The following is a 24332-nucleotide window of genomic DNA, read 5'->3' on the forward strand; positions in this document are numbered from 1 at the left end:
GCGGCGTCGGCCGTCCGGCCGATCCCCGGGGTGCCGCCCCCGGACAAGAAACGCGGTAATCTTGCGGAACCCGTCACTTTATTAGCGGCCGTGCAACCGAGCGCGGCTGCCCGCATTGGCCTATGTCGACATCACCCGCCCGTCAGTGGGGCCTCGAAGAAATCGTCGCCGGCTTGCGCGAATCGCGCGAGGAACTCCATCGCACGCGCCATCCGCGCGGCATCCGCGAACTGCCGTCACGCGATGCGATCTGCAAGATCGTGACCGGCCTGCGCGCGTCGATGTTTCCGACGCACTACGGCGCGCCCGACCTGACCGACGAAAGCGTCGACTACTACGTCGGCCACACGCTCGAAAGCACGCTGCGCGTCCTGTCCGAGCAGATCCGCCGCGCGTTGCCGTTCCTGCCGGAGCATGTCGATACGCCGTTCGCCGAGCTCGACGAACGCGCGTTCGAGATCGCGCGCGAATTCGGCCGGCAGTTGCCGGCGATCCGCGCGCTGCTCGTCAGCGACATCCAGGCCGCGTACGCGGGCGATCCGGCCGCGCAGCACATCACCGAGATCCTGCTGTGCTATCCCGGTGTGCTCGCGATGATGCACCATCGGCTCGCGCACGCGCTGCACCGGCTCGGCGTGCCGCTGCTCGCGCGGTTCATCAATGAAATCGCCCATTCGGCGACCGGCATCGACATTCACCCGGGCGCGCAGATCGGCCCGAGCTTCTTCATCGACCACGGCACCGGTGTCGTGATCGGCGAAACCGCGATCATCGGCGAGCGCGTGCGCGTGTATCAGGCCGTCACGCTCGGCGCGAAGAGTTTCCCGGCCGATGGCGACGGCGCGCTGGTGAAGGGCAATGCCCGGCACCCGATCGTCGAGGACGACGTGGTGATCTACGCGGGCGCGACGATTCTCGGCCGCGTGACGATCGGGCGCGGCTCGGTGATCGGCGGCAACGTGTGGCTCACGCACAGCGTGCCGCCCGGCACGAGCGTCGCGCAGGGCAAGGTCCGCGAAGGCGGCAGCGCCGAGAAGCCGTAACACGGCGGGAGGCGGCGCGCTCGGTTCGAGCGGGCGCGCCGCGCGTGCGTTAGTGCTTGCCGTCCGGCGAGCGGTGCTTGTACAGCACGTCCTGGTCCACGCGGATCAGGTTCTGGCCCGCATCGACGACGAAATCCACGCCGTTGTACGCATTGCCCGTCAGCAGCAGGATCGCGCTCGCGACGTCGTCGGGGCCCGCGATGCGCGCGAGCGGCGTCGATGCGCGGCTCGCGTGTTCGAAGTCGGCCTGCGTCTGATCGTCGCTCGGCAGCATCAGCCCCGGGAACACCGCATTCACGCGCAGCACCGGCGCGGACGACAGCGCGAGCATCTGCGTGAGGTTGCCGAGCGCGGCCTTCGCGACCGTGTAGCTGAAATGGTCGCGATGGAAGTTTTCCTTGATCTTCTGGTCGACCACGTTCACGACGACACCCTGCGTGCCGGCCGCGCGGGCCCGCTCGTAGAACGCACGCGTGAGCAGGATCGGCGCGCGGCAGTTGACGGCCCATGCCTGGTCGAACGCCGCGAGATCGAAGCTCGGGAAATGGTCCTGCCAGAACACCGACGCGTTGTTGACCAGCACGTCGAGGCGCCCGAAGCGCGCATAGACCCGATCGATCAGCGCGGCGATCTGCGCGGCATCGGACAGGTCGGCCTGCAGCGCGGCCGAATCGTGCCCGCGTTCGGCCATCGCGCGGGCGGCGGCCTGCGCGGCATCGGCCGAACGGTCGTAGTGCACCGCGGTGCGATAGCCGTGCGCGGCGAAATACTCGGCGAACGCGCGCCCGGCCCGGCGCGCGGCGCCGGTCACGAGCACGACGGGCGCGTGCGCCGTTTGCTTCGTCTGCTCCATCAGGTATTCGTCAGGTTGACCGAGGAAGGATTCGCGACGATCGACAGGAATTCGCGACGCGTCGACGGATCGGTGCGGAACGTGCCGAGCATGCGCGACGTGACCATCTCGACGCCCGGCTTGTGCACGCCGCGCGTCGAGATGCACTGGTGCGCGGCTTCGAGGATCACGCCGACGCCCTTCGGCTGCAGCACGTCGAACAGCGTGTCGGCGATCTGCACGGTCATCTTTTCCTGGATCTGCAGGCGCTTCGCGAACGCGTCGACGAGGCGCGCGAGCTTCGAGATGCCGACGACGCGATGGTTCGGCAGATACGCGACGTGCGCGCGGCCGATGATCGGCACCATGTGGTGCTCGCAGTAGCTCTCGAAGCGGATGTCCTTCAGCACGATCATTTCGTCGTAGCCGTCGACTTCGCTGAACGTGCGCGCGAGGATGTCGCGCGGCTCCAGCGCGTAGCCGGCGAAGAACTGCTCGTAGGCGCGCACGACGCGTGCGGGCGTGTCGAGCAGGCCTTCGCGCGCGGGATCGTCGCCGGCCCAGCGCAACAGTACGCGCACGGCGTCTTCCGCTTCTTCACGGCTCGGCCGCGAGGCGACCGGCTGGGCCTGTGCGGTTTTCTTTCCCTTACCCATGTAGTGGCTCCATCGAAGGCCGCCTGCGGCGGCCGATATCCGGGCATTGTTTCATGCTTTCGCCGCGCGTGCGTGCGGCCGCCGCGCCCGCTTCCTCACTTCGGCCATTCGTCCTGCTCGTCGTTGAACAGCGACGCGACGACGCCGCGCAGCCACGCGGTGCGCGGGTCGTTGTGATACTTGCGATGCCAGTGCTGCTTCAGGTCGAAGCGCGGCAGCGCGAGCGGCGGCTCGACGGGCACGATGAACGCGTGCTCGGCCGCATACGCATAGCCGATCGCGTGCGGCACCGTCGCGATCAGGTCGGTGCGGCTCAGGATGAACGGCAGGCTCATGAAGTGTGGTGTTTCGAGTACCGCGCGGCGCTGCATGCGCTGCTTCGCCAGATATTTCTCGAGTACTTCCTGGCTGCGCCCTTCGGCGCGCACCACCGCGTGCCCGCACGCGAGGAACTGCTCGACCGTGAACGGCGGCGCCTGCTCGAACGGATGGCCGCGCCGCATCAGGCAGACGAACCGGTGCGTGAACAGCCGCTGCTGGAAGAAGTTGTTGCCGTCGAGATCGGGGAAGTAGCCGACTGCGAGATCGATCGACCCGGCTTCGAGGCCGCGGCCGACTTCGTCGTGCGCGAGCGAGACCGAACGCAGGTTCGCGCGCGGCGCGAGCGTCGCGAACGCCTGCAGCAGCTTCGGCAGGAACACGATCTCGCCGACGTCAGACAGCGCGATCGAGAACGTGTGCGTGCTCGCGGCCGGATCGAAATCGTGCGGCGCGACGAGGCCGCGCTCGATCTGCGCGAGCGCGTCGCGGGCGGCCGGCAGCAGCGCGAGCGCGCGCGGCGTCGGCTCCATCCCGCGCGACGTGCGCACGAACAGCGGATCGCCGAAGTACTCGCGCAGCCGGCCGAGCGCCGTGCTCACGCGCGGCTGGCTCACGCCGAGCAAGTCGCCCGCGCGGCTCACGTTGCGCGTGTCGTCGAGCGCGACGAGGTAGGGAATCAGGTTCAGATCGAGCGCATCCATCGTCGGACCAGTATCGCGGAAACGTATACAACTTATCTCGGTAATCGCGTTGCCGCATAGTCGGGAAAGCGCTGAAATGCGTTCACTACTCGAACCAATGTTCAATTTCGCATAGGCCCGAAGCGTGCGCGCAAGCGCCGATCGCGGCCGTCAGGAGACAAACATGCGCACCCAGGTCGCCATCGTCGGCGCCGGCCCGTCCGGCCTTCTGCTGTCCCATCTGCTGCGCCTGCAAGGCGTCGATTCCATCCTCGTCGAAGCGCGTTCGCGCGAATACTGCGAGAACCGCATCCGCGCCGGCGTGCTGGAGCAAGGCACGGTCGACACGCTGAACGAAGCCGGCCTCGGCGAGCGGATGCGCCGCGAAGGGCTCGAACATCACGGCATCGAGCTGCTGTTCGACGGCCAGCGTCATCGCATCGACCTGTCCGGGCTGACCGGCGGGCGCGCGATCACCGTCTACAGCCAGCACGAAGTCGTGCGCGACCTGATCGCGGCCGGCGTCGAACACGGCCATCAAATGCATTTCGAAGTCAGCGACGTCGCGCTGCACGACGTCGAAAGCGAGCGTCCGTTCGTCACGTTCAAGCACGCGGACGGGCGGGCCGATCGCATCGACTGCGACTACATCGCCGGCTGCGACGGCTTCCACGGCATCGCGCGCCAGACGATTCCGGCCGAGCGGCTGAAGACGTTCGAGCGCGTCTACCCGTTCGCGTGGCTCGGCATCCTCGCCGACGCTGCGCCGTCGCTCGACGAGCTCGTGTACGCGCACCACGACAACGGCTTCGCGCTGTTCTCGATGCGCTCGCCCACGGTCACGCGCCTGTACCTGCAGTGCAAGCCGGATGAAGACCTCGCCCAGTGGTCCGACGCACGGATCTGGGACGAACTGCACACGCGCTTCTCGAACGACACCGGCTGGACGCCGACCGAGGGCCGGATCACGCAGAAGAGCGTGACGCCGATGCGCAGCTTCGTGTCGGAGACGATGCAGCACGGGCGCTTGTTCCTCGCCGGCGACGCTGCGCACATCGTGCCGCCGACCGGCGCGAAGGGCATGAACCTCGCGGTGGCCGACGTTCGCGCGCTGTCCCGCGCGCTCGGCGCGCGCTACCGGACGGGCGACGCGACGCCGCTCGACGCCTATTCGGCGACCTGTCTCGAACGCGTATGGCGCGCCGAGCACTTCTCGTACTTCATGACGAACATGCTGCATGCGTCGCCGGACGATTCGCCGTTCGTCAATCGCCTGAAGTTTGCCGAGCTGAAATACGTGACGCGTTCGCGGGCGGCCGCGCAATCGCTCGCCGAAAACTACGTCGGCCTGCCGTTCGACGACGCGACGGCCCCCGAGGCAACCCGCCTTGACAACGCGCTGTGCGCGCCTCTATGATCGGCCCATCGTTCGCTAATCGAATCTAGGTTCGAATAGCGAACAAAAGCCGGGAGTCGACGAGGGCCTCCGGCGCGGCACGCGGCACGCGCGTGTCCCCTCGACAGGCCGCGCACGAGCCGCGGGTTCGCATCAGGAAGAGACATGGTCAACAAGATTTTCGAATCGCTTCAGTCGGCGGTTGCCGACGTCCACGATGGCGCGACGATCATGATCGGCGGCTTCGGCACGGCCGGCATGCCGTCCGAGCTGATCGACGCGTTGATCGAACAGGGCGCGCGCGACCTGACGATCGTCAACAACAACGCGGGCAACGGCGAGACGGGTCTCGCGGCGCTCCTGAAGGCGAAAAAGGTGCGCAAGATCATCTGTTCGTTCCCGCGCCAGAGCGATTCGCAGGTGTTCGACGCGCTGTACCGCGCGGGCGAGATCGAGCTGGAACTCGTGCCGCAGGGCAACCTCGCGGAGCGCATCCGCGCGGCGGGCGCCGGCATCGGCGGTTTCTTCACGCCGACGGGCTACGGCACCAAGCTCGCGGAAGGCAAGGAAACGCGTGTGATCGACGGCAAGCCGTATGTGTTCGAAACGCCGATCCACGCCGATTTCGCGCTCGTGAAGGCGTACAAGGGCGATCGCTGGGGCAATCTCGTGTACCGCAAGACCGCGCGCAACTTCGGGCCGATCATGGCCAGCGCCGCGAAGGTCGCGATCGTCCAGGTGTCAGAAGTCGTGCCGCTCGGCGCGCTGAACCCGGAGCACATCGTGACGCCGGGCATTTTCGTCCAGCGTGTCGTCGAGGTGCCGCAGGCCGCGCACGCGGCCGAATTGGCCGCCGAACACGCTGCATCGCAAGCCGCCTGATCGCCTTGAGGAAACCGACATGAAACGACTGACCCGCGATGAAATGGCCAAGCGCGTCGCCCAGGACATCCCCGAAGGCGCGTACGTGAATCTCGGCATCGGCGTGCCGACGCTGGTGGCGAACCACCTCGATCCGGCCAAGGAAATCTTCCTGCACAGCGAGAACGGCCTGCTCGGCATGGGCCCGGCGCCCGCGCCCGGCGAGGAAGACGACGAACTGATCAACGCCGGCAAGCAGCACGTGACGCTGCTCACCGGCGGCGCCTATTTCCACCACTCGGATTCGTTCGCGATGATGCGCGGCGGCCACCTCGACTACTGCGTGCTCGGCGCGTTCCAGGTGTCGGCTGGCGGCGACCTCGCGAACTGGCACACGGGCGCGCCCGATGCGATTCCGGCCGTCGGCGGCGCGATGGACCTCGCGATCGGCGCGAAGCAGGTGTTCGTGATGATGGAGCACCTGACGAAGCAGGGCGAGAGCAAGATCGTCGCGCAGTGCTCGTATCCGGTCACCGGCGTGCAATGCGTGAGCCGCATCTACACCGATCTCGCGGTGCTCGACGTGACGGCCGACGGCCTCGCGGTGAACGAGATCTTCACCGACCTGTCGTTCGACGAGCTGCAGAAGCTGACCGGCGTGCCGCTGATCGACGCGACGCAGAAGGCCGCCGCCTGAACGGCAAGCATGCCGGTGCGCGCTTTCGAGCGCACGCCGGCGCGCTTGGGTAGACAATAGGCGCACGCCGTTTCCCCATTCCGATGCCATGCTCGAAGACAGCGCCCGCCTGACCTCCCTGATCTGCGGCACCGAGCCGCTCAACCGGATCTGGTCGCCCCGCGCGACGATCCAGCGAATGCTCGACGTCGAGGCCGCGCTCGCCCGCGCGCTCGCCGCGCAGCAGGTGATTCCCGCCGCCGCGGTCGCGCCGATCGAACGCGCGTGCGACGCCGGCCGGCTCGACGCCGACGCGCTCGCGCACGGCGCGGCGCTCGGCGGCAATCTCGCGATTCCGCTCGTCAAGCAACTCACCGCGCAAGTAAAGGCCGACGACCCCGAGGCCGCGAAGTTCGTCCACTGGGGCGCGACGAGCCAGGACATCATCGATACCGCGACCGTGCTGCAGTTGCGCGACACGCTCGACGTGTTCGAACCGATGCTCGACGAAGCCTGTGCGTCGCTCGCGGCGCTCGCGCGCGCCCATCGCGCGACGCCGATGATCGGCCGCACGTGGCTGCAGCAGGCGCTGCCCATTACGCTCGGCCTCAAATTCGCTCAATGGCTCGATGCGCTGCTGCGCCATCGCGCACGTTTTGCCGAGTTGCGCGAACGTGTGCTCGTGCTGCAGTTCGGCGGCGCCGCCGGCACGCTCGCGAGCCTGCGCGAACACGCAGCCGGCGTGAGCGCCGCGCTCGCGGCCGACCTGAAGCTCGCGGTGCCGGCCGTGCCGTGGCATACGCAGCGCGACCGCATCGCGGAAGCCGCGTCGTGCTTCGGGATGCTGATCGGTACGCTCGGCAAGATCGCGCGCGACGTGTCGCTACAGATGCAGACCGAAGTCGGCGAGCTCGGCGAACCGGCCGCCGCCGGCAAGGGCGGTTCGTCGACGATGCCGCACAAGCGCAACCCGGTCGGCTGCGCGGCCGTGCTGACGGCCGCGGTGCGTGCGCCGGGCCTCGTTGCGACCGTGTTCGCGGGGATGGTGCAGGAGCACGAGCGCGCACTCGGCGGCTGGCAGGCCGAATGGGATGCGTTGCCCGATCTCGCACGCCTGACGGGCGGCGCGCTCGCGCAGATCGCGCAGATCGTCGCGGGCCTCGACGTGAATACGGAGCGCCTCGCCGCGAACCTCGAGCTCACGCACGGGCTGATCCTCGGCGAAGCCGTGATGCTCGCGCTCGGCGACCGCATCGGCCGGCTCGATGCGCACCACGTCGTCGAGCACGCGTCGAAGGAAGCCGTGCGCACCGGGGCGACGCTGTTCGACGTGCTCGCCGCCGATACGACCGTGTCGGCCCACCTGTCGCGCGACGCGCTCGCGCGGCTGCTCGATCCCGCACATTACGTCGGCGAAGCGCAGGCCTATGTCGACGCCGTGCTCGCGCTGCATGCGGGTGCGAAACAACCAGGAGAACATTGATGCCTTTCGCCACTGTCAACGGCGTGACACTGCATTACCGGATCGACCGTGCCGCACGCGACGACGCGCCGTGGCTCGTCTTCTCGAATTCGCTCGGCGCCGACCTGCAGATGTGGGCGCCGCAGATCCGCCCGCTTGCCCAGCACTTCAACATCCTGCGCTACGACACTCGCGGTCACGGCCACTCCGACGCGCCGGCCGGTTCGTACACGATCGAGCAACTGGCGGGCGACGTAATCGGCCTGCTCGACCACGTCGGCATCGAGTGCGCGCATTTCTGCGGCATCTCGATGGGCGGGCTGACCGGCGCCGCGCTGGCCGCACGCTACCCGTCGCGCATCGTGCGCGCGGTCCTGTCGAATACCGCCGCGAAGATCGGCTCGCCGGAAGTGTGGGCGCCGCGTGCGCAGAAGGCGCGCGCCGAAGGCATGGCCGCGCTCGCCGACGCCGTGCTGCCGCGCTGGTTCACCGACGCATTCGTCGAACGCGAGCCGCGCCTGTTCGATGCGATTCGCGACACCTTCGTACATACCGACAAGGACGGCTACGCGGCCAACTGCGACGCGCTGAACGCGGCCGATCTGCGCGCGGAAGTGAAGGGCATCGCGTTGCCGGTGCTCGTCGTGACCGGCGCGAAGGACATGTCGACGCCGCCCGACCAGGGCCGCGCGCTTGCCGCCGCGATTCCCGGTGCGCTGCACGTCGAATTCGACGCTGCGCACATTTCGAACATCGAATGCACCGCCGGCTTCAACCGCGCGCTGCTCGATTTCCTGATTGCGTGAGGTGCCGGCGATGGACGACCAGGAACGTTATGAAGCAGGGATGAAGGTGCGTCGCGCCGTGCTCGGCGACGCGCACGTCGACCGTTCGATCGAGAACCGCACCGAGGTGACCGACGAATTCCAGAACCTGATCACGCGTTATGCGTGGGGCGAGATCTGGACCCGCGACGGGCTGCCGCGCCATACGCGTAGCCTGCTGACCATCGCGATGATGGTGGCGTTGAACCGCGGCGAGGAACTGGCGCTGCACCTGCGCGCCGCGCGCAACAACGGCGTGACGCGCGACGAGATCAAGGAAGTGCTGCTGCAGACCGCGATCTATTGCGGCGTGCCGGCCGCGAATTCTGCGTTCCATCTCGCGGACAAGATCTTCAAGGAGCAGGATGCAGCCGGTTAAAGGCCGGCGGTGATCCGATCGGGCGGCCCGCCGAGGTTGGCGGGCCGTCGTCGATGAAGAACGCACCGGCAGCGAATCGGTGCGTGAACGAAGGAAAGGCGCGGCCACGAGGCCGCGCTTGTTGCATATATCAACGTTGCATGGGACCGGCAGGCGCCGACGCGCGCGTTTCGGCCGACAAGGAGACAAGCGATGAATCGCGCACCCGTGGTCGATGTCCAGACCTTCATCAACGAGCAGCCGTTCGGCGGCTTTCAATGGCTCGTTTTCCTCATGTGTTTCGTGATCGTGCTGCTCGACGGCTTCGATACGGCCGCGATCGGCTTCATCGCGCCGTCGCTGCTCGGCGAATGGAACCTGACCAAGCCCGATCTCGCGCCCGTGCTCAGCGCCGCGCTGTTCGGCCTCGCGTGCGGTGCGCTCGTGTCCGGCCCGCTGTCCGACCGGCTCGGCCGCCGCTCGCTGCTGCTCGGCTCGGTGTTCCTGTTCGGCGCCGCGTGCCTGATGTCCGCGTTCTCGAACACGATCGGACACCTGACGATCCTGCGTTTCGTCACCGGCGTCGGGCTTGGCGCCGCGATGCCGAACGCGGTCACGATGATGGGCGAATTCTGCCCGGACAAGCGCCGCGCGACCGTGATCAACCTGATGTTCTGCGGCTTTCCGCTCGGCGCCGCGTTCGGCGGTTTCCTCGCCGCGTGGATGATTCCGCATTTCGGCTGGCGCAGCGTGCTGGTGCTCGGCGGCGTGACGCCGCTGCTGCTCGCCGTGCTGTTGCTGCTGAAGATGCCGGAGTCGGTGCGCTTCATGGTCGCGAACGGCCAGGGCATCGACAGGATCCGCGCGACGCTCGCGCGCATCTCGCGCGACGCGCTGAACGCCGGTTCGTTCGCGTTGACCGAAGCCGCGCCGCAGACCGGCGGCAAGGGCCTCGGCGTCGTGCTGTCGCGCTCGTACATCGTCGGCTCGGTGATGCTGTGGCTCGCATACTTCATGGGGCTCGTGATCTTCTACGCGTCGATCAACTGGATGCCGATCTTGCTGAAGGATGCGGGCCTGACGCCGAAGAGCGCGACGCTGATCTCGGCGCTGTTCCCGCTCGGCGGGGTGGGCGCCGTGCTGTGCGGCGTGCTGATGGACCGCTTCAACGCGAATCGCGTGATCGCCGTGTGCTACGCGCTGACGGCGGTGAGCGTGTATGCGATCGGGCAGGCGGCCGGCAACGTCGGGCTGCTGGTGCTGGTCGTGTTCGTGGCCGGCGTGCTGATGAACACCGCGCAGTCGTCGATGCCGGCGCTGGCCGCCGCGTTCTATCCGACCGAAGGGCGCGGCACGGGTGTCGCATGGATGCTCGGCGTCGGCCGGTTCGGCGGGATCGCCGGGTCGTTCCTCGTCGCCGAACTGACGCGCCGGCACTTCTCGTTCGCAGGGGTGTTCGCGACGATTGCCGTCGCGGGCGTACTCGCGTGCGTCGCGCTGCTGATCAAGCAGATGGCGCGGCCGCACGGCGTTGTGCAGCCGGCAGGCAAGATCGAGTCGCTCGGGCATTGAGCGGCGTTCGGGCCGGGCGATGCACCGGCCCCGAGCCTGATCGATTCAGGCCGGTCGCACGCCGACCGACCGGCGCGCGACGACAGACCGGGCCGCGTTCGCGGCCCGTCGACATTCCGGCCGTCGCACCGTTACTCCTCCGCGTCGTGCTCCTTGACGAAGTTGCGCAGGTACGCGCGCAACGCGGCTTCCCGGCCGCGATGATCGTCGTGGTTCGCGGCGCCCATTTCTTCCTCGTCGCCGAACAGCGTCGGCGGCGCGCAGTACGTGCCGACTTCGATGTTCTCGCGCAGCACGCGGATATCGTGCGTGAGCGGGTGATACTCGGCGATCCAGTGCATTCCTTCGATGTACTCGCCCGTTCTCAGCATTGGCTTCATCGGCAATCTCCATGCAGAGCGGCGGTGCAACCGCCGAAGCGGTTGCATGCGCCCGTACCGAAAGGGTACGCCTGCCTCACGTGAAGCTCAACGGGCGGGCTTACGAGGGTTCAGCGTGGCAGCAGGTGCGCGACGAGCGGGTACAGCGACAGGATCAGCAGCACGGCCATCGTCACGTTGAAGATGCGCAGCGCGCGGGGATTGGACAGGAAGCGCCGCAGGCCGAGGCCGAACGCGGCCCACAGGCAGATGCACGGGAAGCCGATCAGGATGAACACGACGGACATCCACGCGGCGTTCATTCCGTAGTCGGCGGACAGGCGGATCGTCGTCGCGGCGGTCAGCACCATCATCCATGCCTTCGGGTTGACCCACTGGAACGCGGCGGCTTCGATGAACGTCATCGGCCGGGGCTTGGCGCCGTGCGCCTTCACTTCGCCGGACGTACCGATCCGCCAGGCGAGGTACAACAGGTACGCGACGCTCGCGGCTTCGAGGATCGTGTACAGCAGCGGCAGGCGCTTGAACGCTTCGCCGAGGCCGAAGCCGACGCAGAGCATCAGGATCGCGACGCCGATGCTGATGCCGAACAGGTGCGGCATCGTGCGGCGGAAACCGAAGTTGACGCCCGACGCGAGCAGCATCGTGTTGTTGGGGCCGGGCGTGATCGACGTGACGAGTGCGAACAGCATGCCGGCGGGCAACGCGCTGAGGGTGAGGAATTCCATCGCGGATTCTCCATTCGGTTCGAGGCTGGGATGGAGATCAGTTTAGCGACGGTTTTCTGTACAGTACCGGTACAGTTGGCTTGACGAATGCCGGTACGGGGGACGTGCGAGTGCTACGCGGGTACCCGGCAGGGTTCTGCCTATCACAGGCGAACGATAGGCCGCTAACGTTCTTGCGATTCGTTGGGCCCAGACGTCCCAGCGGGCGGCAATGGGCGATTCGCAATCTCTATCGCTTCAGTTTGCGGCACACCCAAGGTCTGCAACAGGGATGAAGCTGCGCGCTCGGCAAAGCCGTTCTGACTGTACCCGATCATGTTCAACATGTCGGTAACCGGCTTCTCGTCCGCATCGAATCGGAGCTCGATCGCAATGGCGGTCAGTACCGCACCCCCGACCGTGATCACGCTCATCAGCGGGTCGCTTGCCGAGAATCTCCCCGCGAGGATGCCTTTCTGAATATCCCTCAACAACCTGGGTGCGAGGCCGCGGCTGAGCGCTCGCATGGACAACCCTTCGCGGAGGAGAAATTGTCCCCAAACCGGCTCACTTCTGGCTCGCAGCAACGTATGGCGCAGCGATACAGAAATGATCTCGGCGGGGTCGGTGAGGTTGCCTGCAATGCGGTCCAGGGTATCCGCGAACTCCTCGAACACGATTTCCAAAACCGCGGCATGAATCGCTTCTTTCGATTCGAAGTGGTTGTAGAACGACCCGAACCCCACGTCCGCGGCTTCCGTAATTTCATTGATCGCGACGCCTTCCATCCCCTTTTGCGCCATGAGTACAAAGGCGGCATCCAGCAGGCGCGCCCGCGTCTCGCGCTTTCGGCGCGCGCCTCGAGGCTCGCGAACCTCAGGGCTCGACGGCGCTTGCCCGTTCGAGAAGACGGCCGGCGACGGTGTTCTGGTGCGACGGGAAGAAGTGTTGGGCATCGGCGTGCGCATGGATTCGGTGTTTGAGTATACGTTCGAACGTCAAAATTGACAAAATCATCAATTATGATTTCAATGTCATAAAGGCGGCCGGCAGTGGCCAGTCTCAAGAACTGGAGATGGAACGGTGGTGGAGACAAACCTGACGTGCGAGCCGGGCGTCCATGAAGGCAACGACGGCATGAGCTCTTCGGGCGGCCGCGACTTGCCGTCGGATGTAGACGTGCTCGTGGTGGGCTGCGGTCCCGTCGGCGCGGCGATCGGTGCGCTTCTTGGCCGGGACGGCGTGCGCGTGCTTGTCGTCGACAGGGCGGCGGAGATCTTCATGGCGCCACGTGCGATCGCGCTCGACAACGACGCGCTTCGCATCCTGCAGTACATCGGGGTGAACGAAGCCGACCTCGATACAGTGGCGATCCCGTACGTCCGGATGCGCTCTCCCTGGTTCGGAGAGTTCGGGCGCATCAATACGCTGGGGAGCATCGATGGCCATCCGAAGCTCGTGACGTTCTATCAACCGGACCTGGAGCGATGCTTGCGTTCGCGACTAGCCGCGCACCGCACGGCCCGAATGGCGCTCGGTGTGACGCTCGTCTCGCTCGACGAGCACGCCGATTACGTCGCCGCCACGCTCGACAGCGGGCCGGGCGCACGGCACGTCGTGCGCGCCCGCTACGTCGTCGGTGCCGACGGCGCCAGCTCGATCGTGCGCCAGCTGATCGGACAGGATTTCAAGGGCAAGACGTTCGCGGAGGACTGGTTGATCGTTGACGCGCGAAACGTGCGCCGACCCATCGACCATGTCGAGTTCATCTGTGATCACCGGCGGCCAACGCCTCATATGACCGCCCCCGGGGGGCGCGAGCGTTGGGAGTTCATGCTCCATCCCGACGAGACGCGAGAAGAAATGGAATCCGACGAACGCATTCGCGAACTGCTCGCGCCGTGGGGCGGCATCGAGGACATGGTGATCGAACGCAAGGCCGTGTACCGTTTTCATGCCCGAACCGTCACGACGTTCAGCAAAGGGCGCGTTTTTCTCGCGGGTGACGCCGCCCATATCACTCCGCCGTTCGTTGGCCAGGGGCTCGTCGCCGGCCTGCGCGATGCCGCGAATCTCGGCTGGAAACTGGCGTGGGTCGTCAAAGGCCACGCAATCCCGAAAATCCTGGATTCCTACGATCAGGAACGACGACCGCACGCCAAGGCGATGATCGGCGTCGCGAAATTCATGGGCAAGCTCGTGATGCCGCGAAACGCCGGGATCGCGTTGTTCACGCATGGTCTGATGCGATTGACGCGGCTCGTTCCGCCGCTGCGGAATCACTTCGACGAACTCGGGATCAAGCCGAAGAATGCGTTCCGGAGCGGTCTGTTCGTCCCCGGCCATTCGTCCACGCGGCTCGTGCGCGGCGCAGCCCTGCCGCAGGGATGGCTGCGCAGGCACGATGGGACGATCTGCCTGAGCGACGACGTGTTCGGTAGTGGTCTCGCGCTGATCGGATTCGGACGGGATCCAGGCGTCGAACTCGACGCCGGCGCGCGAGCCGCGTTGATCGCGGCGGGCGGTGTCGTGGTGCAGGTCGTGCACCGCGGGCAGCGCCTTCATCGCATCGAGGACGACGGATGGGAGGACCTGGACGGTACGTTCATGCCGGGTGTCGTGCGGTTTGGCTGGGCGGCCGTGATTCGGCCGGACAAAACGGTCCTGCACGAAGGCCCGGTGGCCGACTCGACCCGTCTGGTTCTCGAATCCCTGCGATTGCTTGGTGCTCGCACCTCGTTGTCGTCGCTGTCCGATCACATTGCCCAGCCGATTTCCTGAGGCCCCCATGAAGCTCACGACTGCACAACCCGCACGGAGTCCCCAGCCGACGACGAAGGCTCGGGCGCTTTCCTATTTGATGTTCGAGCGTCCCGATCTCGAACGGGCCGAACGATTTCTCAACGATTTCGGCCTGCGAACGGTATCCCGTGACGGCGAATATCTGTTTCTCCGAGGCACGGCCGCCACACCGTTCTGCTATGTCGTCCGGCAGGCTGAAAAAAATCGTTTCGTCGGCTTCGGGCTTGAAGTTGACGGTATCGACGCACTGCGAAAGCTTGCCGACGTGCCGGGCGCGTCGGATGTGGAGCCGTCGCCGTGGCCCGGAGGCGGCCATCGCGTCACGCTCGTCGATCCGTCGGGTTTTCGTGTCGACGCGGTCGCGGGACAAGCGCGGGCCGGCGCCCTGCCGCACCGGTCGGCGTTAGCGTTCAACTCGCCCGATTCCATCGTTCGCGTGAACGATACCCAGCGTGCGCCGCTGGCGGCGCCGGAAGTGATTCGCCTCGGTCATGTCGTGCTCGAACTCGCCGATTTCCAGGCGACTTGCGCGTGGTACACGTCTCACTTCGGTTTCATCCCGAGCGACGTTCAGGTGTTGCCGGATGGATCGCCCGCCGTCGCGTTCTTGCGGCTCGATCGCGGGGCGACCCCCACGGATCACCATACGCTGGCATTGGCACAGGGATTCGCAGCGCTTTACAGCCACTCGGCATTCGAGCTGGTGGACGCGGACGCCGTCGGGATCGGGCAGCGTGTGTTGAGCGAAAAAGGATGGACGCACGCATGGGGGATGGGTCGTCACATTCTCGGCAGCCAGGTCTTCGACTATTGGCAGGACCCTTGGGGCGACAAGCACGAACACTATTGCGATGGGGACATGTTCACGGCGGACGTGGCGACGGGCATCCACGAAGTCAGCCGTGAAGCGATGTCGCAGTGGGGCCCCCGGATGCCGCGCAGCTTCACCAAACCGAAGATCACCGCCGCAAGCATCGCATCGCTGATCCGAAACCTCCGGGCCAGTCCGGACGTCACGTTTGCGAAGCTGCGCACGCTCGCGAAGCTGTTTGCGTGACCTTCATCTTCACTCAGACCTGTTCGAGGCATCTTCATGGCATTGCACGTCTTGCACTACCGGCATCAGGGGCGCGCCCAATGGGGCGTGGTGAGGCACCACCGGATCACGCCGATACCGGGCGACTACCCGACGACCGGCGAATTCGTGCGAGCACATCGGATCGATGACCTCGCCGCGCTCGACGGAGAAACGATTCGCGAATCGGACGTCGAGTGGCTGTCGCCGGTCACGCGCAATCAACGGTTCGTTTGCCAGGGCGCCAACTATCGCCAGCACATGATCGAGTCCGGCATGAATCCGGATGCGAAGTCATTCAACATGATCTTCACGAAGGCGACGAGCTGCATCGTCGCCGCCGATTCCGACGTCATCCGGCCGCAACATGTGCGGTTTCTGGACTACGAGATCGAACTGGGGCTCGTGCTTCGCCGCGATATCACGTCCCGGCAAGCCATCACGGACACGAACCTGCACGAGTACGTGGCGGGCCTCGTGATCGTCAACGACTATTCCGCACGCGATATCCAGATTCCTCAAATGCAGTTTTACAAGGGAAAAAGCTATCGGACGTTCGGGCCCGTGGGGCCGTATCTGTGCCTGCTGGATTCAAGCGATATCGCGCGGCTGCGCGCGCTGACACTGACGCTGACCGTGAACGGGGAAGTGCGCCAGAGCGATTCGACCGCGAACCTCGTGTATGGTCCGGCCGAAACGCTCACGGAGCTTTCGGGGGTTCAGGATCTGAACGCCGGTGACTTGCTTGCAACGGGCACGCCGTCCGGATGCGCGCTCAGCATTCCGTCGCCGGCGAAGCAACGGGTTGCCGCGTTGCTGCCGGAGCACATGAAGTGGCGGATCTTCGCGAAGGTTCAGGCTGCGCGCCCGCAGTACCTGAAGGCCGGGGATCTGGTCGAGTCGCGGATCCGGAGCAGGGACGGGGCAATCGACCTCGGTGTGCAACGCAACCGAATCGTGGACGAGCTCGCATGAACGCCATCGCAACCGAAGCGGACGTGCTTCGGATCGAAAACCAGGGGCCGCCCGCCGACCTCCCGGCCAGCACTTACGAGATGATCGGCCGTGGTGCGGCGATCGACCCGACCGCGCCGGCCTTGTCATTTTTCCTGCGCGCCGACGATCATCGCAAGCCATTGCGCTGGAACTATGCGGCGCTTCTGCGGGATATCACCCGCGCCGCGAACATGTTTTCACGCCTCGGTATCGATCGCCACTCGGTGGTCGCCTACGTGCTGCCGAATTTGCCGGAAACGCATTTCGTCATCTGGGGAGGCGAAGCGGCCGGGATCGTGTGCGCGATCAATCCGTTGCTGGAGGGGCCGGCGATCGCATCGCTGCTCAAGGCCGCAAACGCAAAGGTGCTGGTGACGCTGGCGCCTTTTCCGGGAACGGATATCTGGTCGAAGATCCAGCCCATCCTGAGCGAGGTGCCATCGCTGCAAAGCCTCGTCCTGATCGATCTGGCCGAGCGTGTGCAGGGGTGGCGCCGAATTGCCGCCCGCGCGATGCAGCGTCGAGAATGCAAACGGTTGCACGGGCGCGCGGGCGTGCGCGGTGCCGTTCCGCGCCACGTCGAGATCCATGACTTCGACAGTGCGATGTCGCGTGAATCCGGCGATTCGCTGCTGAGCCCACGGCGTTTTGAAGCCGACGACATATCGTCTTACTTCTGTACGGGCGGCACGACGGGATTGCCGAAAATCGCGATTCGCCGGCACGGCAACGAGGTGGCCAATGCCTGGAGCGTCGGGCAGGTCGTCGGCGCCGGGATGGGCCCGGGGAAGACCGTGTTCTGCGGACTGCCGCTGTTCCATGTCAATGCCGTGCTGGCAACCGGCCTGGTGCCGTTCTCGCGCGGCGCACATGTGGTGCTGGGTACGCCACAGGGCTATCGCGGCGACGGCGTCGTCAAACGATTCTGGGAAATCGTCGAGCACCACAGGATCAATTTCTTCAGCGCGGTGCCGACCTTGTATTCGGCGTTGCTCGACGTGCCCGTCGACGGCCGGAACATCGACTCGCTGGAATATGGACTTTGCGGTGCCGCGCCGATGCCCGTGGAAGTATTTCGCCTGTTCCAGGATCGCACCGGGGTCCGGATCCTCGAAGGCTACGGGCTCACCGAGGGCGCATGCGTAAGCAGCGTCAATCCGCCAGGCGGCGAACGGCGTCTCGGTTCGATCGGCTTGCGCATCCCCGGCCAAATGATGAAGGCGGTGATACTCGACGACGCCGGCCGCTACGTGCGCGATTGCGTCGAGAACGAAGTCGGTGTGCTGACGATTTCCGGGCCGAACGTGTTCGCGGGCTATCTTCAGGAAGATCAGAACAAGAGCCTGTGGCTCGATCTCGGCGACGGCCGGCAGTGGCTCAACACCGGGGATCTCGCGCGACGCGATGCCCAAGGCTACTTCTGGCTCACGGGCCGCCGCAAGGAGCTCATCATCCGGGGAGGTCACAATATCGATCCGGCGACGATCGAAGAACCGCTGCACCGCCACCCGGCAGTGCAAATCGCTGCGGCAATCGGACGTCCCGACGTGCATGCTGGCGAGCTGCCAGTCGCATACGTGCAGTTGAAAGCCGGCGCAACGGCAACCGAGACGGAGCTCGACACGTTCATACGCAGCATGATCGGCGAGCGCGCCGCGATACCGAAGCGGATTCATATCGTCGATGCGATGCCGCTTACGGCGGTCGGCAAGATCTTCAAGCCCGAACTCAAACGATGGGAGACGTTCGACGCGCTGGTCTCCGCGCTGAAGGATGCCGGCGTCGAGGGTGCGCGGGTGAGCATGGTGGACGACCCGTCGCGCGGGCTCACCCTGCATGTGGCGCTGAGCGATCACGCGCAGATTGCGAAGGCCAATACGGTGATGGGCCGCTTCCCGTTTGCCTTTTCGACTTCTGTCGAACCCGAACATCACTGATTGTCGATTCTCGGAACGTTTGGGGTTGAAGTAAGCAAATAAATTAGGAATTCGAAGTTAAGGAAGAAAGGGATTTTTCTTGACGAAGCAGCCCCCGATGCTTTTGGCCTCGTGTGTCATAAGCGCAGGACCAGCCCGAAAGTCATGCCTGGCGCACGAGGATGAAGACAGGTTTCACGATTCTTGAACACCAACACCAAAATCTGGAGACAAACATGAAACGGATCAGCGCAGGAACCGTCGTACTGGTCGCGGCCATCTCTGGCGCGCATGCCCAATCAGCCGGTCAGTGGGTGGTCAATGCCGGCTGGTCCCATTTTGCGCCGCAGGGGGCGGCGGATCCGCTGACCGTCAATGCGCTTGGCCAGTCACAAGTGATGACCGGCAGCGGTGGGGAGATCGCAAGCGGCGATACGTTCGGAGTGACCGCAACGTACTTCCTGACCGACCATATCGCGGCGACGACAGTCATGGGTTTTCCGCCGACATGGCACTTGAACGGCGCAGGTACGCTCAGCGGTTTCGGCGAGCTGGGGACCGCGCGGGCCTGGAGTCCGGCGATCATCTTCAACTACTACTTCGGCCAACCGAATGCACGGTTCAGGCCGTATCTGGGCGCCGGCGTCACCTACACGTGGTTCAGCAACATCAAGCTCAGCAATCCCGTTTCCACCGGCCAGATCTATTTCTCGCCGACCGTCGGGACCGCGCTCGAGGGACCGACATCCGTGTCGCTCAGTCATTCCTTTGCGCCCGTCGTCAACGGCGGCCTGACCTACAACATCGATTCTCACTGGTCGATCAATGCGTCGGTGGCGTATTCGTGGGTATCGACACGCGCCACGCTCACTACCCGGTCATCCGTCGGCACGGTCACGAGCACCAGCAAATTCCGGGTCAATCCGATCGTGACGTTCCTGTCGGTCGGATACCGCTTCTGAACCGCATTAGCCAGGACACGTCGCACGCATGTTGCAGTCGCCGCCCAGCGCGGCGACGTGACGATCGCCGTCGAGTTTCAGCGGCGCATGGCCCGACCGCGGACGTTTCGTGATCCTTGCTCGCGACATGCGTCGAGTGCGATCGGAATGTTGAGGATTGCTAACCCGAAAGATGAATATGACACCGACGTTAGGAAACGTTGGAGCACGCGCTCTATCGACATAAATGACAAAAGTATCAATATTGAGTTTAATGTCAATAAATGTTGTGGCCGGCCCCTGTGGGGCGCCTGGTTACCGATCGCGGCGACCAAGGCGTCGAGGGTTACTTGATTCCAAGGGAGCGCACTCGCAGCGGAGGCGTCCCGAACCGTCATACGCGGGTGTTGCTTGGGAGGGAAATGTGAAGTCGATTAGCTATGCTTACGCCGCTGCGCTCATCGCGGGATTGGCAACGCCACATGCGCATGCCGAACTGGGCGGCGCACCGATATCGCTGCCCGCCGCCGATCAGGCCGCGAAAGTGCGTGTGATGCGGCCTGCGAATCGAGCGGCCGATGGCCTGACGGCGAATCCAGCCGTTTACATCGTCCGTGAAACTACGCTCGGATCGGGAACCGTGATTCGCGAATACACATCGGGCGACGGAATCGTCTTCGGCATAGCGTGGCAAGGGCCGACGATTCCCGATCTCGCGTCGTTGCTCGGCGGTTATCTTCGCGATTACAGCGCGGGCGTGGAAGCCGCGCATGCACTTCGTGGCTGGCGTACGCCGGTATCTGTTTCGGCGCGCAATCTCGTGATCAAGACAGGAGGGCACATGGGGGCATTTTCCGGGCAAGCCTGGTTGCCGCCCGCGCTTCCGCCCGGCCTGACCGGCAACGATATCCTGTAACTCCCATGAAAATGATCATGAGCATTTTTCGTACGGTCGTCCGGTGGTTCAGCATATTCAGCTTGATGACCGTCTCGGCAGCTTTCCTCGTTGCGTGCGGCGGCGGCGATTCAGGTTCCGACGAAACGGGCGCCAGTAGTTCTGGCGCATCGGACGGCAACACCGGAAATACCGCAATCGTTACGGTTGCGCGAGGCGTTGCACGCGTCGTCAACATTCCGACCGTCAACATCAAGATTTGTGCGCCCGGAACGTCACGCTGCCAGGTGGTGTCCAATGTGCTCGTTGACACCGCATCGTATGGCTTGCGGATCGTACGTAATGCAATTCCAAGCGTTATCGACAGCCTGCCTAAAACGACTACAAACGACGGATCGACGCTTTCCGAATGCGGCAAGTTCGTTTCGAGTTATACGTGGGGCACGGTTCGAACGATTGACCTTTCCATTGGCGATGAACGTGCGAGTTCCTTGCCGGTGCAGATCATCGGCGATCTTGCCACGGACAACGTGCCAAGTTCGTGTACAAACGGGAATGAAGCTGCGAACTCGGCCACGGCTCTTGGTGCAAACGGCATTCTTGGAATTGGTCCGGCGCCCTATGATTGTGGTGCACCCTGTGTGAAGGTCGCGTCGTTGAGCAACTACTACTCGTGCGCGGACGGAAACTCGAGCTGCGTACAAGTCACCGTGCCGCTATCGCAACAGATCAGCAATCCTGTCGGTCAGTTCGCCGCAGACAACAACGGCGTGATTGTAAAAATGCCGCAGATTTCGGAAGACGGTCGGGAAAGCGTGACGGGCTCGTTGATTTTTGGCATCGGCACTCAAGGCAACAATGCATTCGGCGCCACCACGAAGCTGATGTCAACGACGACGGGTGATGTGCCAGGAGCGTTCCTTTCCAGAAAGGTCACCGCGTTCTTCGATACTGGATCAAATGCGAATTTCTTCGATGACTCGGCGCAGATTGCGTGTGCCAAGAACACGCAATTCTACTGCCCGTCAACGACGACCACCTATGCTGCGACTCTGGTTGGGCTCGACGGCACAGTGAGCATGATTTCCCTGTCCGTTGCTAACGCAGATACGTTGTTCTCGAGGAGTTCAACATATGCATTCAATGACGTCGCAGGTCACTTCGGCTCGTCCTCTTGGCTAGATCTCGGGCTGCCATATTTTTACGGTCGAACGATCTATTTTGGCCTGGATCGTTCGGCGGAAGGCGGCTCTGCGCCTTACGTCGCATACTGATGCCTTGAGGCGGGCCGGCAACCCATCAAGATACTTGTCATTGATCTGCAATCGGTTGGAAATTGAGTCGCCGAAGGAGATGGGTATTGGATCGGGGTGACACCGGCTCGTCCAGTCGATCTACTCAAGCGCGCACCCTGTTATTCGCCCCTTCATGCACTTGAACCACAGCCTCACAGCCCCGACCCCGCCCGCCACCGGAATCCGCGGCAACAGAAACGGATCGTCGGCCGCGCCTGCGCATCCGCGCCGGGTCGTCGTCGCATTGTCGTAGCCGGCAGCGATGACCTGATCGCGCACGCGTGCGTCGAGATCGCCGTACGGATAACAGAACGATTCGACGCATTGGCCGCTCAGCATTTCGAGCTGCCGCTTCGATTCGGTCAACTGAAACGCAGAGACAGGTGCAGACACATGCGACAGCGCGACGTGATCGAGCGTGTGCGAGCCGATTTCGTGGCCGTGATCGCGCCACGCGAGCATGTCCGCGCACGTCATCAGCGGCGAGCGCGCGGTCGGGGCGCCCGCGTCCCAGTCGTTCGCGCCGCCGAACCGGCCGGCGACGAAGTAGCAGGTCGCGGTGAAGCCGAGCGCGTCCAGCACGGGCATCGCATGCGTCAGCACGTTGAGAAAGCCGTCGTCGAACGAAATGCCGAAGACCTTGCCCTGCCGCTCCCCGCGCAGGTACGGCTGCAGTTCGCGCACGCTCAGGCCGCGGTAGCCGAGCCGCTTGAACAGCGTCATCTGGCGGCGGAATGCGTCGGGCGCGACGCTCAGGCTGCGCAGCCGGTCGCTCGGCGGCGGCAGCGGGCGGATCTGGTGATACATCAGGATCGGATAGCGTGGGGTGTGCGCAAGCATCGGGCGGATCGCAGGAAAGCGGGGTTACGCGGCCTTGCGGAAAATCCGCAGGGACTTGAAGTCGCCGACCTCGGCGAAATCGGCACGAGCGGCCCATTGCGCGATGATCGGCTCGGCCTTTCGGTAGGCCGACGAGCCCTTGTAGAACAGCAGGTGGCCGTTGGGCGCGGTATGACGTGCGAACAGGTCGAGCACGGCTTCGTCGGTCTTCGCGCCGTAGCGGCTGTTCGCTTCGTCGCGGAACTCGCACGGATGAAACAGCGTGACGGCGTCGAACGTCGGCAGCAGGCTCGAATTGCTCGTATAGATGTCGCCGAAATACGCGAGGTAGGTCTTGCTCACCTCGGGCTGCCGCGTGACGAGATCGACGTACGACTTGTATTCCTTCGGCGATGCCGTCACGCCGAAGACGGTGTTGTTCAGATGCGGCCGCGCGCATTCGACGCCTACGTGGTGGTGGCCGCCGGTACCGAAGTGATAGATGCGGATGCCCTTGAGGCGCACGGATTCCAGCCATTCGACGAAGTGCACGTCGCACGGACATTCCTGCGTGCGCAGGTCCCAGTACTTCTTCCAGATATTCATCGCCATTGCGTGGATCGCAAGGAGGTCGCCCAGCGGTACGGGTTGTGTCGAACCGATTTCTGATAGACGGACAAGGTCGCGTCGACGAACGCGTCGAACGAGAATTCACGCTTGCCTTTCAGCCGCGCGCTGCGCCCCATCGCACGGACGCAGCCGGGTTCCTGCACGATCGCGCGCAGGATCGCTTCGATCGCCGCGGGCTCGCGCGGCGGGACGACCCAACCGTCCACGCCCGGTTCGACGTTCTCGGGCAGCCCGCCCACGCGCGTCACGATCGCGGGGCAGCCGAGCGACATCGCTTCGCGGCACGCGTACGACAGGCTCTCGTGGTACGACAGCACGAACGACACATCGATGATCGAGAACGGCGCCTGCACATCGTCGAGCCGTCCGGTGAACGCGGTGCGCGACGCCATGCCGTGCCGCGCGAGTTGCGCGCGCTGCTCGCCGGACGGTTCCGCGCCGACCAGCAGCACGCGAAACCGCTCGCGCTCGGTTTCGGGCAGGCGGCCGAGCGCGGCGATCAGGTCCATCCAGCCTTTTTCGGGCGCGGTGCCGGCGCTGCTGCCCAGCACGATCGCATCCGCGCCGGCCGCGCCGAACAGCGCGATCTTGCGGCGGCGGATCTCGTCGGCTGCGAGTCGTTCGGCAGCCGGCCGGCGCACGCCGTGCTTGACGACCGTGACGTTGTCGTACGGCGAGCGCAGCGCGAGCATGCTCGCGACGTAGTCGCTGACCGCGATCGTATGGTCGGTCGCCAGCCGCGCGCGCAACTGGTTGCCGAAGCTGTTGGCGCGATAGGTGTTGTGCTTGGTCAGCACGACCGCGGGTCGATACCGGCACGCGAGCAGCGCCAGCATCACCTGCCGGTGATCGGCGGACCCGTTCACGTGGATCACGTCGAAGCGCTCTGCGACGATCAATCGACGCAGCCGCAGGATCTCCCGGCACAGCCGGTTCCAGCGCGGCTTGAATTCCATGTCGAAGATGCCCACGTCGGGGCTGTCCTTCAGCAGTCGCGACAGGCGGCTGCCTTGCGGCGACGCCACGGTCACGCGGTGATGGCGGCTCATCGCGACGGCGAGATCGCGAACGTAGGTGTCCTGGCCGCCGCCATAATCGCCGTGGAAGTTGGTGTACAGAATGTTCATCACGATGCCGCTTTCTCTCCGCCCTTCATTTACAAGGATTACTGATGAAATGAAGGACTCGACCTGAT

Annotated in this window: 24 protein-coding genes; 15 read left to right on the forward strand and 9 right to left on the reverse strand. The window is 64.9% G+C overall.

Annotated features, from left to right (window positions below):
• Nucleotides 1-122: 122 nt before the first annotated feature.
• Nucleotides 123-1043: a serine O-acetyltransferase EpsC gene (epsC, locus tag WS54_RS00240; RefSeq protein ID WP_059786325.1), complete on the forward strand. Its 921-nt coding sequence runs from the start codon at nt 123-125 to the stop codon at nt 1041-1043.
• A gap of 49 nt (nt 1044-1092) precedes the next feature.
• On the opposite strand, the gene WS54_RS00245 is transcribed toward epsC, so the two are convergent.
• The 3 genes from WS54_RS00245 to WS54_RS00255 form a co-directional block, all read right to left on the reverse strand.
• Entirely contained in the window at nt 1093-1896 is an 804-nt protein-coding gene (locus WS54_RS00245) for an SDR family oxidoreductase (RefSeq protein ID WP_059786327.1), read from the reverse strand.
• Nucleotides 1896-2531 (reverse strand): GTP cyclohydrolase I FolE, encoded by a 636-nt coding sequence (gene folE / locus WS54_RS00250; protein ID WP_034205773.1) that lies wholly within the window; start codon nt 2529-2531, stop codon nt 1896-1898. Before folE ends, WS54_RS00245 begins: the two co-directional genes overlap by 1 nt.
• A gap of 95 nt (nt 2532-2626) precedes the next feature.
• A complete protein-coding gene (locus tag WS54_RS00255; protein ID WP_034205772.1) occupies nt 2627-3553 on the reverse strand; it encodes a LysR family transcriptional regulator in 927 nt (308 codons plus the stop codon).
• Between the two features lie 163 nt (nt 3554-3716).
• Between WS54_RS00255 and pobA the strand changes: the two genes are divergently transcribed.
• The 7 genes from pobA to WS54_RS00295 all read left to right on the forward strand — a co-directional run bounded on the left by pobA (nt 3717) and on the right by WS54_RS00295 (nt 10681).
• Nucleotides 3717-4949 (forward strand): 4-hydroxybenzoate 3-monooxygenase, encoded by a 1233-nt coding sequence (gene pobA, locus WS54_RS00260; protein ID WP_034205771.1) that lies wholly within the window; start codon nt 3717-3719, stop codon nt 4947-4949.
• 144 nt (nt 4950-5093) lie between these two features.
• A complete protein-coding gene (locus WS54_RS00270) occupies nt 5094-5810 on the forward strand; it encodes a 3-oxoacid CoA-transferase subunit A (protein ID WP_034205770.1) in 717 nt (238 codons plus the stop codon).
• Nucleotides 5811-5829: 19 nt separating this feature from the next.
• A complete protein-coding gene (locus WS54_RS00275; RefSeq protein ID WP_059786330.1) occupies nt 5830-6486 on the forward strand; it encodes a CoA transferase subunit B in 657 nt (218 codons plus the stop codon).
• 88 nt (nt 6487-6574) lie between these two features.
• Nucleotides 6575-7948, forward strand: coding sequence for a 3-carboxy-cis,cis-muconate cycloisomerase (locus tag WS54_RS00280; protein WP_059786333.1), 1374 nt, complete (start codon nt 6575-6577; stop codon nt 7946-7948).
• Nucleotides 7948-8733, forward strand: coding sequence for a 3-oxoadipate enol-lactonase (gene pcaD / locus WS54_RS00285; protein ID WP_059786336.1), 786 nt, complete (start codon nt 7948-7950; stop codon nt 8731-8733). The genes WS54_RS00280 and pcaD overlap by 1 nt, the downstream gene beginning before the upstream one ends.
• Before the next feature lie 10 nt (nt 8734-8743).
• A complete protein-coding gene (pcaC, locus tag WS54_RS00290; RefSeq protein ID WP_006480129.1) occupies nt 8744-9130 on the forward strand; it encodes a 4-carboxymuconolactone decarboxylase in 387 nt (128 codons plus the stop codon).
• A gap of 192 nt (nt 9131-9322) precedes the next feature.
• Nucleotides 9323-10681: an MFS transporter gene (locus WS54_RS00295; protein WP_034205766.1), complete on the forward strand. Its 1359-nt coding sequence runs from the start codon at nt 9323-9325 to the stop codon at nt 10679-10681.
• 131 nt (nt 10682-10812) lie between these two features.
• Here WS54_RS00295 and WS54_RS00300 read toward each other — a convergent pair whose 3' ends face one another.
• From WS54_RS00300 to WS54_RS00310, 3 genes are all read right to left on the reverse strand, one after another.
• A complete protein-coding gene (locus tag WS54_RS00300; protein ID WP_034205765.1) occupies nt 10813-11061 on the reverse strand; it encodes a hypothetical protein in 249 nt (82 codons plus the stop codon).
• Nucleotides 11062-11171: 110 nt separating this feature from the next.
• Entirely contained in the window at nt 11172-11789 is a 618-nt protein-coding gene (locus tag WS54_RS00305) for a LysE family translocator (protein ID WP_034205764.1), read from the reverse strand.
• Between the two features lie 164 nt (nt 11790-11953).
• Entirely contained in the window at nt 11954-12736 is a 783-nt protein-coding gene (locus tag WS54_RS00310) for a TetR/AcrR family transcriptional regulator (protein ID WP_082725200.1), read from the reverse strand.
• A 118-nt stretch (nt 12737-12854) separates the two neighbouring features.
• On the opposite strand from WS54_RS00310, the gene WS54_RS00315 reads away from it, so the two are divergent.
• From WS54_RS00315 to WS54_RS00345, 7 genes are all read left to right on the forward strand, one after another.
• Nucleotides 12855-14549: a bifunctional 3-(3-hydroxy-phenyl)propionate/3-hydroxycinnamic acid hydroxylase gene (locus WS54_RS00315; RefSeq protein ID WP_059786341.1), complete on the forward strand. Its 1695-nt coding sequence runs from the start codon at nt 12855-12857 to the stop codon at nt 14547-14549.
• 7 nt (nt 14550-14556) lie between these two features.
• On the forward strand, nt 14557-15627 hold the full coding sequence (locus tag WS54_RS00320; RefSeq protein ID WP_059503573.1) for a VOC family protein: 1071 nt from the start codon (nt 14557-14559) through the stop codon (nt 15625-15627).
• Nucleotides 15628-15663: 36 nt separating this feature from the next.
• Entirely contained in the window at nt 15664-16620 is a 957-nt protein-coding gene (locus tag WS54_RS00325) for a fumarylacetoacetate hydrolase family protein (RefSeq protein ID WP_059503575.1), read from the forward strand.
• On the forward strand, nt 16617-18578 hold the full coding sequence (locus tag WS54_RS00330; RefSeq protein WP_059786343.1) for an acyl-CoA synthetase: 1962 nt from the start codon (nt 16617-16619) through the stop codon (nt 18576-18578). The genes WS54_RS00325 and WS54_RS00330 overlap by 4 nt, the downstream gene beginning before the upstream one ends.
• A gap of 215 nt (nt 18579-18793) precedes the next feature.
• On the forward strand, nt 18794-19519 hold the full coding sequence (locus tag WS54_RS00335) for an OmpW/AlkL family protein (protein WP_059786345.1): 726 nt from the start codon (nt 18794-18796) through the stop codon (nt 19517-19519).
• A gap of 403 nt (nt 19520-19922) precedes the next feature.
• Nucleotides 19923-20414, forward strand: a complete 492-nt coding sequence (locus tag WS54_RS00340) for a DUF2844 domain-containing protein (RefSeq protein WP_059503581.1) — start codon at nt 19923-19925, stop codon at nt 20412-20414.
• A gap of 5 nt (nt 20415-20419) precedes the next feature.
• Complete coding sequence (locus WS54_RS00345; RefSeq protein ID WP_082725202.1) at nt 20420-21667, forward strand: DUF3443 domain-containing protein; 1248 nt, start codon at nt 20420-20422, stop codon at nt 21665-21667.
• A gap of 120 nt (nt 21668-21787) precedes the next feature.
• Here WS54_RS00345 and WS54_RS00350 read toward each other — a convergent pair whose 3' ends face one another.
• The 3 genes from WS54_RS00350 to WS54_RS00360 are packed head-to-tail and all read right to left on the reverse strand — an operon-like array spanning nt 21788 to nt 24264.
• On the reverse strand, nt 21788-22528 hold the full coding sequence (locus tag WS54_RS00350) for a polysaccharide deacetylase family protein (RefSeq protein WP_059786348.1): 741 nt from the start codon (nt 22526-22528) through the stop codon (nt 21788-21790).
• Between the two features lie 24 nt (nt 22529-22552).
• On the reverse strand, nt 22553-23113 hold the full coding sequence (locus WS54_RS00355; RefSeq protein WP_059786608.1) for a hypothetical protein: 561 nt from the start codon (nt 23111-23113) through the stop codon (nt 22553-22555).
• Complete coding sequence (locus WS54_RS00360) at nt 23110-24264, reverse strand: glycosyltransferase (RefSeq protein ID WP_059786350.1); 1155 nt, start codon at nt 24262-24264, stop codon at nt 23110-23112. Before WS54_RS00360 ends, WS54_RS00355 begins: the two co-directional genes overlap by 4 nt.
• Nucleotides 24265-24332 lie beyond the last annotated feature (68 nt).

Origin of the sequence: Burkholderia sp. NRF60-BP8 (assembly GCF_001522585.2) — a bacterium.
In the GTDB taxonomy this organism is placed as follows: domain Bacteria; phylum Pseudomonadota; class Gammaproteobacteria; order Burkholderiales; family Burkholderiaceae; genus Burkholderia.

Excerpts from the sequence above, each read along its gene's own strand:
- epsC (WP_059786325.1), top strand. The coding sequence starts at position 123 with ATGTCGACATCACCCGCCCGTCAGTGGGGCCTCGAAGAAATCGTCGCC.
- WS54_RS00245 (WP_059786327.1), bottom strand. The coding sequence starts at position 1,896 with ATGGAGCAGACGAAGCAAACGGCGCACGCGCCCGTCGTGCTCGTGACC.
- folE (WP_034205773.1), bottom strand. The coding sequence starts at position 2,531 with ATGGGTAAGGGAAAGAAAACCGCACAGGCCCAGCCGGTCGCCTCGCGG.
- WS54_RS00255 (WP_034205772.1), bottom strand. The coding sequence starts at position 3,553 with ATGGATGCGCTCGATCTGAACCTGATTCCCTACCTCGTCGCGCTCGAC.
- pobA (WP_034205771.1), top strand. The coding sequence starts at position 3,717 with ATGCGCACCCAGGTCGCCATCGTCGGCGCCGGCCCGTCCGGCCTTCTG.
- WS54_RS00270 (WP_034205770.1), top strand. The coding sequence starts at position 5,094 with ATGGTCAACAAGATTTTCGAATCGCTTCAGTCGGCGGTTGCCGACGTC.
- WS54_RS00275 (WP_059786330.1), top strand. The coding sequence starts at position 5,830 with ATGAAACGACTGACCCGCGATGAAATGGCCAAGCGCGTCGCCCAGGAC.
- WS54_RS00280 (WP_059786333.1), top strand. The coding sequence starts at position 6,575 with ATGCTCGAAGACAGCGCCCGCCTGACCTCCCTGATCTGCGGCACCGAG.
- pcaD (WP_059786336.1), top strand. The coding sequence starts at position 7,948 with ATGCCTTTCGCCACTGTCAACGGCGTGACACTGCATTACCGGATCGAC.
- pcaC (WP_006480129.1), top strand. The coding sequence starts at position 8,744 with ATGGACGACCAGGAACGTTATGAAGCAGGGATGAAGGTGCGTCGCGCC.
- WS54_RS00295 (WP_034205766.1), top strand. The coding sequence starts at position 9,323 with ATGAATCGCGCACCCGTGGTCGATGTCCAGACCTTCATCAACGAGCAG.
- WS54_RS00300 (WP_034205765.1), bottom strand. The coding sequence starts at position 11,061 with ATGAAGCCAATGCTGAGAACGGGCGAGTACATCGAAGGAATGCACTGG.
- WS54_RS00305 (WP_034205764.1), bottom strand. The coding sequence starts at position 11,789 with ATGGAATTCCTCACCCTCAGCGCGTTGCCCGCCGGCATGCTGTTCGCA.
- WS54_RS00310 (WP_082725200.1), bottom strand. The coding sequence starts at position 12,736 with ATGCGCACGCCGATGCCCAACACTTCTTCCCGTCGCACCAGAACACCG.
- WS54_RS00320 (WP_059503573.1), top strand. The coding sequence starts at position 14,557 with ATGAAGCTCACGACTGCACAACCCGCACGGAGTCCCCAGCCGACGACG.
- WS54_RS00325 (WP_059503575.1), top strand. The coding sequence starts at position 15,664 with ATGGCATTGCACGTCTTGCACTACCGGCATCAGGGGCGCGCCCAATGG.
- WS54_RS00330 (WP_059786343.1), top strand. The coding sequence starts at position 16,617 with ATGAACGCCATCGCAACCGAAGCGGACGTGCTTCGGATCGAAAACCAG.
- WS54_RS00335 (WP_059786345.1), top strand. The coding sequence starts at position 18,794 with ATGAAACGGATCAGCGCAGGAACCGTCGTACTGGTCGCGGCCATCTCT.
- WS54_RS00345 (WP_082725202.1), top strand. The coding sequence starts at position 20,420 with ATGAAAATGATCATGAGCATTTTTCGTACGGTCGTCCGGTGGTTCAGC.
- WS54_RS00350 (WP_059786348.1), bottom strand. The coding sequence starts at position 22,528 with ATGCTTGCGCACACCCCACGCTATCCGATCCTGATGTATCACCAGATC.
- WS54_RS00355 (WP_059786608.1), bottom strand. The coding sequence starts at position 23,113 with ATGAATATCTGGAAGAAGTACTGGGACCTGCGCACGCAGGAATGTCCG.
- WS54_RS00360 (WP_059786350.1), bottom strand. The coding sequence starts at position 24,264 with ATGAACATTCTGTACACCAACTTCCACGGCGATTATGGCGGCGGCCAG.